This is a genomic window from Streptomyces sp. NPDC001070 (assembly GCF_053598835.1).
In genome coordinates this window covers 59,107-70,861 of record NZ_JBSFLB010000031.1, presented here as the reverse complement: position 1 = coordinate 70,861, position 11,755 = coordinate 59,107, and the positions used below count along the sequence as shown (strand labels likewise).

Genomic DNA, 11,755 nt, shown 5'->3' with positions numbered 1-11,755 from the left:
GGCCCGGCCGGATCGGCCGGACCCCGCCCGCGGTCACTTCAGGGCGACCGCGTCGGCGGCCGAGGTCATCCGGGCCGTCGTGGTCGTGCCCGGGAAGAACCAGCGCCAACTGCCCGCCGCGGGGGCGGTCACCTTGGTGCTCAGGCCACCGGTGCTGCTCGTGGTGGCCGTCTTGACGGTGCTCCACTTCGTGGAACCGGTCTTCTTGAACTGCAGCTTCACGGACTGCCCCGCGAAGCCGTGGTACTTCAGGTCCTGCCAGCTCGCCCGGGTGAGCTTGCCCTTGACCGTGAGCGTCCCGCCCTTGGCGACCGGCTCCGGGCCCGCGTCGGTGGTGAGCACCGAGGCGCGCTTCACCTTGAACCGGGCGATGTCGTCGCTGATCCAGTAGTCGCCGTCGTTCGCCTTCACTGTGGCGTTGACCTGCCAGACGCCCGCGACCTGGTTGGCGTTCCAGCCCGCGTTGCCCGCGCCGTACGAATGGATCGTCTCCGGGTAGATCTTCATCGTGGCGGTGCACACCGACGTGGTGGCGCTCTTCTTCTCACAGCGGGTTCCGGTCCAGTCGACCGGACCGTCCGCGTGTGCCCTGCTGAAGGCGGAGACGTCGGAGACGCGCTTGACCCCCGAGTCGTCCCTGATCGTCATGGCGATCGGGAACTCGATGGTCTTCTTCGTCCCGACGATCACGTTGGTGCCGTGGTCGACCACGGTCTTGATGACGCGGATGTCCCCCCGCCCCTCGGCGTGCGCGGCCGGCGCCATCAGGACCACCATCGCCGCGGCACCCGCCGCGGCGGCCGCCAGCGCTCTGTGTCGCATATCCCTCCCCTGTTCGCCCCGGCGCGATCATGCCGGGGGACGAACAGGTTAACGGCAGGACCGATCAGTCGTTCGGGACGGTCTCGTACTTCGGCGTCGACTCCGCCATCTGCTTCAGCGCGTCCTTGCGGTCCCGCTTGGAGAGCCGGTCGATGTAGAGGTAGCCGTTGAGGTGGTCGGTCTCGTGCTGGAGGCAGCGGGCGAAGAAGCCGGAGCCCTCGACGACGATGTCGTTGCCGTGCAGGTCCTGGCCGCGGCAGACCGCGTAGTCGGGGCGCGGCAGCTCGGCGTAGGCGCCGGGGACCGACAGGCAGCCCTCGTTGCCGTCGTCGAGGACGCGGCGCTCGGCGGGGAGGTCGTCGATCACGGGGTTGACCACGTGGCCGACATGGCGGACCCCGTCGTCGTCCGGGCAGTCGTAGACGAAGACCCGCAGGTCCACGCCGATCTGGTTGGCGGCGAGGCCGACTCCCTCGGCGGCACGCTGGCTGGCGAACATGTCGTCGACGAGGGCGGCCAGGTCGTCGTCGAAGGACGTGACCGTCTTGCACGGGCGGTGCAGGACCGGGTTGCCGACGACCGTGATGGGACGGGCCGTGCCGCGGGCACGGTGGGCCGCCTCACGCTCCTCGGCGTCCGTCACGTCGTCGGTGAATGCGGTCTGCTCGGTGTCCTGCTGCGACATGGTCCGTCGTACGCCTTCCTGGGGCCTTCTCGAAAGCTCGATAGCCCATCAAGGGTACGTGCCCGCGACGGGGTCAGCAGACCTCTTCGAGATCGCGCCAGTCCCGGGTGTCCGGGCTGTCGGCGACCCAGCTGTCCAGCAGCCCCCGCACCAGCCCCACGGGGGCGGCGATCCCGCACTCCCGCTCCGGGGCCCACAGGGCGCCCGGGCTGCGGTGGCTGAGGTGCCCGGGGTGGCCCGGCTCACCCTGGTCGTGCGGGTCGCGGGAGGCGTCGGAGCCGTCGTCGGTGGGCATGCGGCTCTCGGAGCAGGTGCGGCACAGCAGCCGGACGGAGGACGACCAGTCCTCGGCGGCGTAGCCCGCGTCGGCGGCCAGCTGCTCCAGGGCGTCGCGGTCCGCCTCGGTGGCCGCCTCCAGCAGGACGAGCCAGGTCGGCACCGGGGAGGGCGCCCACAACTCGATCTCGTCGAAGACGGGGTAGGTGGCGCCGTCGGCGGTGCGTCGCTCACCGTGCGGCACGCCGTCGTGGAGGACGACCTCGCCCCAGCGGCGGCCGGAGGACGGCAGCGGGATGCTCAGCACCTCGATCCGGGCCGGGTCGATCCGGCGGCCCCAGACCACCTCGGCCTCGCCCTCCGGGGAGAGCCGTACCGCCGAGCTGCCCAGCTCCATCTCGATCGGGCCGACGCCGGCCGTGTCGGGCCGCAGCCCGTACGCCTGCCAGGCGCGGCGGGCCAGCGGCCAGTCCTGCAGGGCGGTGGCGGCGATGCCGACGTTCCACCAGTCGGGGGCGCCGGGCGCGCGGTCCAGCAGGGCGACGGCCCGCAGGCCGGTGGTGCGGGCCTGCTCCCAGTCGTGCCGGAACTTGTGCAGCAGCGCGAGGTTGTACCAGGACTCCGAGCGCCACGGCTCCAGATCGGCGGCACGGACGAGCAGCGCACCGGCGTCCTCGTACCGCCCGTCGCTGATCAGCGTGAACGCCCGGTCGGTCGCCTGCCGCCACGTGGCGGAGGGCCGATGGCGTGCCCTGCCGAAGATCCTCAACGTGTCCCGCCTGCCGTTCGCGTTCGCTGGTGCCCCACGGTGCCCCGTCCGTTCCCCCACGTCCCGTGCTCAGCGGTGCTCATCAGTCCTCCTTGCCATCGGCAGGGCCTGTCACACACGGCCGGGCTTGCCGGTTTGGCAGCATGGGCGCCATGGTGTGCCTCTTGAGCGCTCTGCGCCCCTGCGGGCATCCAACCATGCCCCTTGGTGCGCCCGCTCATTACCGGCCGGTTCACTGCCCGGCCCGGGCAATGACCCTGGTCAGCGCCTCGACCACGCGAGGGTCGTATTCGTGCGCGGTGTCGAGGCGTAACCGCTCCAGCGCCTGCAGCCCCCGGCCCACGGCCGTACCGCCCCCGGCCAGGTCCTCGTAGGCGTTGGCCGTACGCACGATGCGTCCGGCGAGCGGCTGGTCGCGGTACGGATCGGCCTGGCCCTCCACGATGCGCGCCACTTCCTCCGGGGCACCCGTACGGCGTACGACCTCCGCACCGAGCAGCGCGATACGGCGGCGTTCCACCTGATCGAGGGACGAGGTGGCGCCGCCGGGCACGGGGTCGACGAGGGAGAGCTGGCCGATGTCGTGCATCAGCGCGGCGTGCTCCAGGGCCGCCAGCGCCCTTCCGCCCAGGCCCAGTTCCCTGCCCATGGCGTGGCTGAGCGCGCTGACCCGGCGGGCGTGCCCCACCGGGGTGTAACCGGCGACCTCGGTGGCGCGGGCGAGCGAGGTGATCGTCTCGCGATGGGTGGCCCGGATCGCGGCGTGCCGGCGGAAGGCCGTCTGCGTCAGCAGCAGGGGCACCCCGCACACGGGCAGCGCCCAGAGCCCGGCGGCCTGCTCCGCCTGCGCCAGCACGACCCCGCCGGCGCACACGGCCGAGCCGACCCCGGGGAGGGCGGCCAGTTCGTCGCGGAGGACGGAGGTGAAGGGGTGCCGGGTGCGGGCGGCGCCGAGCGCCGCGGCCAGCACGGCGTCGCAGAGGATCGTGCTGGCCAGCAGCAGCACCGCGTAGCCCGGATGGCCGCCGCTCCCGCCGTACAGCGGCTGGGCGGTCGCCGCGGCGAAGGCCACCGTCAGCACGCGCCGCGCGGCCGCGTCCCGGGGCGCGCCCCGCAACTGCCCGGCGACCACCGCGGCGGCGGACACCGCCACGACGACCGCCACCGCCTCGGCCGCGAGCAGCGCGTACGCCAGGGCCCCGGCGAAGGCCACCGGAGCGGCCTCCCGGCCCTCCGGCTCCGGGATCCGGAAGACCTCGCCGACGACGATGAGCGCCCCGAACGCGGCGGCCGCGGCGGGGTCGGCCACGCCGTGCGCCGCGGTCCAGCCCACGCCCGCGGCGCCCGCGGCCACCGCGAGCCCGTGGACGGCGAGGACGACGTGGGGCGTGCGTCTGCGATGGCGGCGGTGGTCGCCGCCGCGGCGGCCCGGTGCGCTCACGGGCGCGGCTCCGGCGTGCGGCGGGACGGGGCCTCGCGGCGGGCGTGGCGCCGGGCCTGTGCGGGGGCGAAGGGTTCCGGCTCGTCGGCGGTGACCGCCGGGTTCCAGCCCTCCCGGCGGACGGCGCGGACCAGGGCCTGCACCATGAGGGGGTCGAAGTGGGTGCCGGCGCAGCGGCGCAGCTCCCCCAGGGCGTCGTCGACCCCGCGGGTGACCTGGTAGGCGCGGGTGGAGGTCATCGCGTCGAAGGCGTCCGCCACGGCGACGAGGCGCGCGGAGGACGGGATGGCCTCGCCGGCCAGGCCGTACGGGTAGCCCGAGCCGTCGAGGCGTTCGTGGTGGTGGAGGATGGCCGTGCGGGCGTCGTCGAGGAAGGCGATGCCGCGCACCATCTCGTGGCCGTAGCCGGGGTGCAGTTCGATGATCCGCCGTTCCTCGGGGGTGAGCGGGCTGTCCTTGCGCAGCACGCGGGTGGGCACGCCGAGCTTGCCGATGTCGTGCAGGATGCCCGCCAGCCGCAGGGCCTCCACCCGCTCGGGGGGCAGGCCGATCTCGCGGGCGATCAGCGCCGACGCCCGGCCGACGCGTTCGCTGTGGCCGCGGGTGTAGCGGTCCTTGATCTCCACCGCCTGCACCAGCGCGCGCACCGTCGCCTGGTGGGCGGCCCGCTCGCGGTGCGCCTGGCCGACGACCCAGCGGGCGATGTGCGTCGGCAGCAACGCCAGGACGGCGGCCACGGCGCCGTACGGACCCTGCCAGAGCACCGCCGCCACGAGCCCCACCAGGCCGTAGGTGAGCTGCGGCGCGAGCGGGCCGAGCAGGGCCTCCCGCCAGGCCGCGCCCGGGGCCGTCCGCTCGGCGGTGATCAGTACGCCCGCGGTGAGCGCGGCGGAGACCAGGCAGAAGGCGAGGACGGCCGCGAGCGCGGGCACCAGGAGACCCGGCAACCGTGCGAAAGGGCCGTCCCCGAAGGCCGCGCGCACCTGCGCCGCGGCGCCCGTCGCCAGGGCGAGCTGCCCGGCGTGCCACACGCGGCGCACCGGCCGCGGTTCGCCGCGGACCGGCGAGGCCAGCGCGCCGGGCACGGACACGAGCGCGGCCGCGCCCGGGGGAAGCAGGAGCACGGCCGCGAAGAGCACCGGGGGCAGGGAAGCCCCCGCCCGTTCCCCTGCCGCGTACAGGACGGCCAGCGCGGCGGCCGTGGCCCAGGGGGTGCCCCCGTAGGTGCCGGTGACGAGCGCGCCGCACGCCGACACGACGACGACCGGGATGTAGACCCGTGCCGCCGGTGGGAGCACCCGGACCGTCCGCATCGCACGCACCCCACCGAGGCTAGGCGCGCGGCCGCCCCGCGGTGGGCGAGCGGCCGCGATTCCCGCCTTCGGGTGATCCCGGGTGACCTGCCGGCGCGGTGTGCGTCAGGTGGCCGGCGAACCGGTCGGGGTGCTGTCGCCGTCGGCCGGCTCCGGCACGGGCGCGACCTCGCCGGTCCGGATCAGCTCGATCCGTGTGAGCACCTTGGAGCGCAGGTCGGTGGGCACGTCGTCGTGCCCGCAGCAGCGCTTGACCAGCTTCTTGACGGCCTGCTCGAGGCCGTACTTCTCCAAGCAAGGGTGGCACTCGTCGAAGTGCTGCTTGAACTTGGCGCAGGCGTCGTCGGACATCTCGTTGTCCAGGTACTCGTAAAGGTGTTCGAGTACCTCGGAACAGTCCGTCTCATGCGGGTTGCCGCAGCTCATGTGCCCGAGCCCTTCTCATCTCCCGCGCCCGCCGGGACCAGTCCGCGCTCCCGCGCGTAGTCCTCCAGCAGCGAGCGCAGCTGCCGCCGCCCCCGGTGCAGACGGGACATCACCGTACCGATGGGCGTACCCATGATGTCGGCGATCTCCTTGTAGGCAAAGCCCTCGACGTCCGCGAGATAGACCGCGATCCGGAATTCCTCCGGGATCGCCTGCAGTGCCTGCTTCACGTCCGAGTCGGGGAGGTGGTCCAGGGCCTGCGACTCCGCGGAGCGCAGACCGGTGGACATGTGCGACTCGGCGCGGGCCAGCTGCCAGTCCTCGATCTCCTCCGTGCCGCTGCGCTGAGGCTCGCGCTGCTTCTTCCGGTAGGAGTTGATGAAGCTGTTGGTGAGGATGCGGTAGAGCCACGCCTTGAGATTGGTGCCCTCACGGAACTGGTGGAACGACGCATACGCCTTCGCGTACGTCTCCTGCACCAGGTCCTCGGCATCGGCCGGGTTGCGGGTCATGCGCAGCGCAGCCGAGTACATCTGGTCCAGGTACTCCAGGGCGTCCCGCTCGAAGCGCGCGCTGCGCTCGACGTCGGACTCCTGAGTCACCTGCGCCTCATGCACCTCGGATGAGCTGTCATCGGTGCCGCTGACCGGACCCACCTCCTCCACGACGGTCACGGGGCCGTAAGCGGACCCCACGACATCGGAGGATATCCCGGGCGGGATCGGCGTGCTGGTCTTGCCCGCCGCACCACCCATCGCCGGCCACTCGGGCCAGACCAGATAGGGCGCCTCGGCGCGGGATTCCGAAGGTGCCGCGCGCAGCGCGTCGCCAGAGGACTGGCGGCGGGCGGCGGGTGGGCATGCGGCTGGGACCATGCGGCTGCCTTCCTCACTGTGCGTACGTTCTTCCGTGTGGACGCCTGGCACAACACGGGCCGCGCACGGCTCATTCCCGAAGCGTGGGCAGTTCCTCCAGCCAGCCCAGCGCCGCGTCCGTGATGACGCTCAGTGCGGCCTCCTGGGTGACGTCCGCGGTCTTCGGCACGGCGAAACCGTGATCGCCGTACGGCACCTCGACGGGCTCGTGGCCCTCCGGGAACTCCTCCGGCCGCCCGAAGGGGTCGCGCCCGCCCTGCAGCACCAGTACCGGCACCCCGGCCCCGGTCAGCTCGCCGGCCCGCGACTTCTCCGGCCTGCCGGGCGGATGCAGGGGGAAGGACAGCGCCAGCACCGCGACCGCGCCGAGCTCCGCCGCCGTACGGCAGGCCACCCGCGCCCCCGCGCTGCGGCCCCCGGCGACGACCGGCAGGCCCGGCTCCGCGAGGGTGGGCCACACGGCGGTCCAGGCGGTGTCCAGGGTCTTCGGTGCCGGTGCCACCTTCTTGCCCGCCACCCGCCACGGCTGCTCCACGAGTGCGACCGTCCAGCCGCGCGGCGGCAGGGCCGCGGTCAGGGCCCGCAGGTCCCGGGCCTCGATGCCGCCGCCCGCGCCGTGGCTCAGCGCCACGACGGCGCGCGCCGCGCGGGCCCGGTGCCAGGTGACGCGGGCCTCGCCCACGGGGGTCGGCACGGTGTCGATGATCTCGCTCACAGCCGCCAGTCTGGCACCGCGGGCGGTCAGAACAGCGTCGCCTCTTCGGGGGCCTCGATCGGCTCGACCAGCTCGGGCCCGTTGTTGCGGACGTTGCTCACCTCGGTGCGCACCGGGTAGGCGCGCAGCAGTCCCGGCCGCGGCGGCACGAGCAGCCCGCGCAGGTCCTCGACGTCGGTGCGTGCGGGATCGAGCCAGTCGCCCCAGTGCTCCGGAGTGATCCACAGCGGCATGCGCGGGTGGATCTCGGCCAGGGAGCGCGGGCCTCCCGGGCGCTCGCCGGCGTCGGCGAAGGGCTCGGTCTCGGCCTCGGTGGTGATGACGGTGCAGGTGACCCACCAGGCGCGCGGGTGATCGTCGGGCAGGGTCCGGTCGCGCCAGAACTCGTAGAGCCCGGCCATCGCGAAGACCGAGCCGTCGATCGGGGTGACGAAGTACGGCTGCTTGCGCGGCCGCTTCTTCTTCCCCTGCTCCTCCAGCTGCCGCTCGTCCTTGCCCGTGACCCACTCGAAGTAGCCGTCGGCCGGGAGCAGGCAGCGGCGCGAGGCGAAGGGCCGGCGGTAGGAGGACTTCTCGTGCACGGTCTCGGCCCGCGCGTTGATCATCTTGACGCCGACGTCGGGTGACTTGGCCCAGCTCGGCACCAGCCCCCAGCGCAGGGTGCGGAGCTGCCGGACGATCTCGCCCGTCTCCTTGTCGGGCCGCTCCAGCACCGCGTAGGTGCTGTCGGTGGGCGCGACATTCCAATTGGGGTCCAGCGCCTCGGTGGGATCCCATTTCCGCACGTCGAACAGCCCGACGAGATCCTCGGGCCTCCGGCTCGCTGCATATCGACCGCACATGAGTGCCAGATTGCCACGGCGGGGACACAGCCGGCCGTCGTATGGTGCGGGATCGTGCAGCTCATCGACTCCATCCTCGGCACCCAGCCCGCGCCCTCCCCCTGGCTCGTCGGCGCCACGGCGGCCGTCGCGCTGGCCGCGGTGCTGCCGCACGCCATATGGCGGCTGTCCCGCAACGCGATCACGATCGCCCACGAGGGCGGCCACGGCCTGGTCGCCCTGCTGTCCGGACGCCGCCTGCAGGGCATCCGGCTGCACTCGGACACCTCCGGTCTGACCGTGTCCCGGGGCAAGCCGTACGGCCTCGGCATGATCCTCACCGCGGTGGCCGGCTACACCGCGCCGTCCCTGCTGGGCCTGGCCGGGGCCCTCCTGCTGGCGGCGGGGCACATCACGGCGCTGCTGTGGGGCGCGACGGCCCTGCTGCTGGTGATGCTGGTGATGATCAGGAACGCCTACGGGGTGCTGACCGTGTTCGTCACCGTCGGGCTCTTCCTGCTGGTCTCCTGGCTTACCGAGCCCGGAGTGCAGGCGGCCTTCGCGTACCTGGTGGTGTGGTTCCTGCTGTTCGGGGGTGTCCGGCCGGTCCTGGAGCTCCAGCGCAAGCGGCGCGGCGGAGCGGCGCCCGGCTCGGACGCGGATCAGCTGGCACGGCTGACGCACACCCCGGCGGCGCTGTGGATGCTGTTGTTCTACGCGGTGGCGCTGCTCGCGCTCCTCGGCGGCGGGCGCTGGCTGACGGGTCTGTAGGCCTTGCGAGCGGGTATCTGTTTCCTTCAGGTTTCGTCCGCTTTGTGAGCGATTCGCCCTCTCGTTGAGCCACTACGCTTGGGGCCATGACCGGTAACCCCGCGCACACCGCCCCGTGGCCCGCGCCGCTCGCGTCCTCCCCCGTCGACGCGACGGTCATCGTGCCCGGATCCAAGTCGGTCACCAATCGCGCCCTGGTGCTCGCGGCCCTCGCCTCGGAACCGGGCTGGCTGCGCCGCCCGCTGCGCAGCCGCGACACCGTGCTCATGGCGGACGCGCTGCGCGCCATGGGTGTCCAGATCGACGAGGTGGTCAACCCCTACGGCGGCGAGGCGTGGCGGGTCATCCCCGCGGGTCTGCACGGCCCCGCCACCGTCGACGTCGGCAACGCCGGGACCGTGATGCGCTTCCTGCCGCCGGTCGCGGCGCTCGCCGACGGCCCGGTCCGCTTCGACGGCGACCCGCGAAGCCACGAGCGCCCGCTGCACGGCGTCATCGACGCGCTGCGCACGCTGGGCGCCCGGATCGACGACGAGGGCCGTGGCGCGCTGCCGCTGACCGTGCACGGCGGCGGGGCGCTGGACGGCGGACCGGTGTCGATCGACGCGTCCTCGTCCTCCCAGTTCGTCAGCGCCCTGCTGCTGTCCGGCCCGCGCTTCAACCAGGGCGTCGAGGTACGGCACACCGGCCCCACCCTGCCGTCGCTGCCGCACATCAAGATGACGGTGGAGATGCTGCGCCATGCCGGCGCCAAGGTCGACACCCCGGAGAACGGCGGCGAGCCCAACGTGTGGCGGGTCGACCCCAGCGCGCTGCTCGGCGTCGACCTCACCATCGAGCCGGACCTCTCCAACGCCCAGCCCTTCCTCGCCGCCGCGCTCGTCACCGGCGGCCGCGTGGTCATCCCCGACTGGCCGCGGCGCACCACCCAGCCCGGTGACGCGCTGCGCGAGCTGTTCACCCGGATGGGCGGTTCGTGCGAGCTGACGGACGCAGGTCTGGTCTTCACCGGCTCCGGCCGGATCCACGGCATCGACGCCGACCTGTCGGACGTCGGCGAGCTCACCCCGGGCATCGCGGCGGTCGCCGCGCTGGCCGACTCCGAGTCCGTGCTGCGCGGCGTGGGCCACCTGCGGCTGCACGAGACCGACCGGCTGGCCGCGCTGAGCAAGGAGATCAACGAACTCGGCGGCGACGTCACCGAGACCGAGGACGGTCTGCGCATCCGGCCGCGCCCGCTGCGCGGCGGCGTCTTCCACACGTACGAGGACCACCGGCTGGCCACCGCCGGCGCCGTCCTGGGCCTGGCCGTCGACGGCGTCCGGGTCGAGAACGTCGGCACCACCGGCAAGACCCTCCCCGACTTCCCCGACATGTGGACGGCCATGCTGGGCGCGGCGCCTGCGGCCTCCGCCTCCCCGGTACGGGCCTGAGCCATGCGGCGCTACGGCAAGCACACCGACGAGGACGACGTCCGGGTCCGCCCGAACCGCAAGGGCAACCGTCCCCGGACGAGCATCCGGCCCAAGCACGAGGACGCGGAGGAGGGATTCGTCCTCACCATCGACCGGGGCCGCATCACCTGCCTCGTCGAGGACCGCACGGTCACCGCGATGAAGGCCCGTGAACTGGGCCGCAAGGGCATCGCGGTCGGCGACCGGGTGGGCATCGTCGGCGACCTGTCCGGCGAGAAGGACACGCTGGCGCGCATCGTGCGGGTCGAGGAGCGCAGCTCGGTGCTGCGCCGCACCGCCGACGACACCGATCCGTACGAGCGGGTGGTCGTCGCCAACGCGGACCGGCTCGCCATCGTGACCGCACTCGCCGACCCCGAGCCGCGCCCCCGGCTCATCGACCGCTGCCTGGTCGCCGCGTACGACGCCGGGCTGGAGCCGCTGCTGGTGCTCACCAAGTCCGATCTCGCCTCGGCGGGACCGCTGCTGGAGACGTACGCGCCGCTGGGCGTCCCCTACGTCGTCACCAGCCACGAGAACTTCGACGCCGACGCGACGGCGGCCGTCCGCGAGCACCTCAAGGGCCGGATCACCGCCTTCGTCGGCCACAGCGGCGTCGGGAAGACCACCCTGGTCAACGCGCTGGTGGAGCGTCAGCGCGCGACCGGCCTCGTCAACGCCGTCACCGGACGGGGCCGGCACACCACCACCTCGGCGCTCGCGCTGCCGCTGAGCGGCGCGGAGGGCTGGGTCATCGACACCCCAGGGGTGCGCTCCTTCGGCCTCCACCACGTCGATCCGTCCCGGGTCATCCACGCCTTCCCCGACCTGGAGCCGGGCACGGCGGACTGCCCGCGCGCCTGCAGCCACGACGAACCCGACTGCGCGCTGGACGCCTGGGTCGCCGACGGGCACGCCGAGCCCGCCCGTCTGTTCTCGCTGCGGCGGCTGCTCGCGACGCGTGAGCGCAAGGAAGGGGACTGAGGCGCCATTTCCGGGCATGCTGTGTGATGATCGCTCATCGACAGACGGAAACGGGAGGGCGTTCGATGGCCTGGCTCCTCGTGGTGGTCGCTGGACTCCTCGAAACCGGCTTCGCGGTCTGCCTCAAGCTCTCCCACGGGTTCACCCGCCTGTGGCCGACCATCGCCTTCTGCGCCTTCGCGCTCGGCAGCTTCGGCCTGCTGACGCTCGCCCTGAAGAAACTGGACGTCGGGGCCGCCTACGCGGTGTGGACCGGCATCGGCGCCTCCGGGACGGCGATCTACGGCATGGCCTTTCTCGGCGACGTGGTCTCGACGCTGAAGCTGATCTCCATCAGCCTGGTCGTCCTGGGCGTCATCGGGCTCCAACTCTCCGGCTCCGCCCACTGATTCGGTACTCCCCC

General features: G+C 73.2%; 13 protein-coding genes. 4 read left to right on the top strand and 9 right to left on the bottom strand.

The genetic code is table 11. The features are described 5' to 3' along the window. Window positions 1-33: 33 nt before the first annotated feature. The 9 genes from ACWDAS_RS32015 to ACWDAS_RS31975 form a co-directional block, all read right to left on the bottom strand. Window positions 34-822: a hypothetical protein gene (locus ACWDAS_RS32015; protein WP_450397957.1), complete on the bottom strand. Its 789-nt coding sequence runs from the start codon at window positions 820-822 to the stop codon at window positions 34-36. 64 nt (window positions 823-886) lie between these two features. Then, window positions 887-1,507, bottom strand: a complete 621-nt coding sequence (gene def / locus ACWDAS_RS32010) for a peptide deformylase (RefSeq protein WP_450397955.1) — start codon at window positions 1,505-1,507, stop codon at window positions 887-889. A gap of 73 nt (window positions 1,508-1,580) precedes the next feature. Further along, the gene (locus tag ACWDAS_RS32005) at window positions 1,581-2,552 is read right to left on the bottom strand and encodes a tetratricopeptide repeat protein (RefSeq protein WP_450397953.1); all 972 of its coding nucleotides are present in this window, start codon (window positions 2,550-2,552) and stop codon (window positions 1,581-1,583) included. A gap of 232 nt (window positions 2,553-2,784) precedes the next feature. Beyond that, complete coding sequence (locus ACWDAS_RS32000) at window positions 2,785-3,993, bottom strand: HD-GYP domain-containing protein (RefSeq protein ID WP_450397951.1); 1,209 nt, start codon at window positions 3,991-3,993, stop codon at window positions 2,785-2,787. Next, entirely contained in the window at window positions 3,990-5,306 is a 1,317-nt protein-coding gene (locus tag ACWDAS_RS31995) for an HD-GYP domain-containing protein (protein WP_450398019.1), read from the bottom strand. Before ACWDAS_RS31995 ends, ACWDAS_RS32000 begins: the two co-directional genes overlap by 4 nt. A 105-nt stretch (window positions 5,307-5,411) precedes the next feature. Then, window positions 5,412-5,732 (bottom strand): mycothiol system anti-sigma-R factor, encoded by a 321-nt coding sequence (gene rsrA, locus ACWDAS_RS31990; protein WP_450397949.1) that lies wholly within the window; start codon window positions 5,730-5,732, stop codon window positions 5,412-5,414. Then, the gene (locus ACWDAS_RS31985; RefSeq protein WP_450398018.1) at window positions 5,729-6,388 is read right to left on the bottom strand and encodes a sigma-70 family RNA polymerase sigma factor; all 660 of its coding nucleotides are present in this window, start codon (window positions 6,386-6,388) and stop codon (window positions 5,729-5,731) included. Before ACWDAS_RS31985 ends, rsrA begins: the two co-directional genes overlap by 4 nt. A gap of 289 nt (window positions 6,389-6,677) precedes the next feature. Further along, on the bottom strand, window positions 6,678-7,322 hold the full coding sequence (locus ACWDAS_RS31980) for an alpha/beta hydrolase family protein (RefSeq protein ID WP_450397948.1): 645 nt from the start codon (window positions 7,320-7,322) through the stop codon (window positions 6,678-6,680). 26 nt (window positions 7,323-7,348) lie between these two features. After that, window positions 7,349-8,164, bottom strand: a complete 816-nt coding sequence (locus ACWDAS_RS31975) for an SOS response-associated peptidase (protein ID WP_450397947.1) — start codon at window positions 8,162-8,164, stop codon at window positions 7,349-7,351. Window positions 8,165-8,218: 54 nt separating this feature from the next. On the opposite strand from ACWDAS_RS31975, the gene ACWDAS_RS31970 reads away from it, so the two are divergent. From ACWDAS_RS31970 to ACWDAS_RS31955, 4 genes are all read left to right on the top strand, one after another. Beyond that, a complete protein-coding gene (locus tag ACWDAS_RS31970) occupies window positions 8,219-8,914 on the top strand; it encodes a M50 family metallopeptidase (RefSeq protein ID WP_450397945.1) in 696 nt (231 codons plus the stop codon). Window positions 8,915-9,000: 86 nt separating this feature from the next. Further along, window positions 9,001-10,347: a 3-phosphoshikimate 1-carboxyvinyltransferase gene (aroA, locus tag ACWDAS_RS31965; protein ID WP_450397944.1), complete on the top strand. Its 1,347-nt coding sequence runs from the start codon at window positions 9,001-9,003 to the stop codon at window positions 10,345-10,347. Between the two features lie 3 nt (window positions 10,348-10,350). Then, window positions 10,351-11,352 carry a ribosome small subunit-dependent GTPase A gene (gene rsgA, locus ACWDAS_RS31960; RefSeq protein WP_450397942.1) on the top strand — a complete coding sequence of 334 codons (1,002 nt, stop codon included), beginning with the start codon at window positions 10,351-10,353 and terminating at the stop codon, window positions 11,350-11,352. Between the two features lie 65 nt (window positions 11,353-11,417). Further along, window positions 11,418-11,741: a DMT family transporter gene (locus ACWDAS_RS31955; RefSeq protein ID WP_450397941.1), complete on the top strand. Its 324-nt coding sequence runs from the start codon at window positions 11,418-11,420 to the stop codon at window positions 11,739-11,741. Window positions 11,742-11,755 lie beyond the last annotated feature (14 nt).

Excerpts from the sequence above, each read along its gene's own strand:
- ACWDAS_RS32015 (WP_450397957.1), bottom strand. The coding sequence starts at position 822 with ATGCGACACAGAGCGCTGGCGGCCGCCGCGGCGGGTGCCGCGGCGATG.
- def (WP_450397955.1), bottom strand. The coding sequence starts at position 1,507 with ATGTCGCAGCAGGACACCGAGCAGACCGCATTCACCGACGACGTGACG.
- ACWDAS_RS31995 (WP_450398019.1), bottom strand. The coding sequence starts at position 5,306 with ATGCGGACGGTCCGGGTGCTCCCACCGGCGGCACGGGTCTACATCCCG.
- rsrA (WP_450397949.1), bottom strand. The coding sequence starts at position 5,732 with ATGAGCTGCGGCAACCCGCATGAGACGGACTGTTCCGAGGTACTCGAA.
- ACWDAS_RS31975 (WP_450397947.1), bottom strand. The coding sequence starts at position 8,164 with ATGTGCGGTCGATATGCAGCGAGCCGGAGGCCCGAGGATCTCGTCGGG.
- aroA (WP_450397944.1), top strand. The coding sequence starts at position 9,001 with ATGACCGGTAACCCCGCGCACACCGCCCCGTGGCCCGCGCCGCTCGCG.
- rsgA (WP_450397942.1), top strand. The coding sequence starts at position 10,351 with ATGCGGCGCTACGGCAAGCACACCGACGAGGACGACGTCCGGGTCCGC.
- ACWDAS_RS31955 (WP_450397941.1), top strand. The coding sequence starts at position 11,418 with ATGGCCTGGCTCCTCGTGGTGGTCGCTGGACTCCTCGAAACCGGCTTC.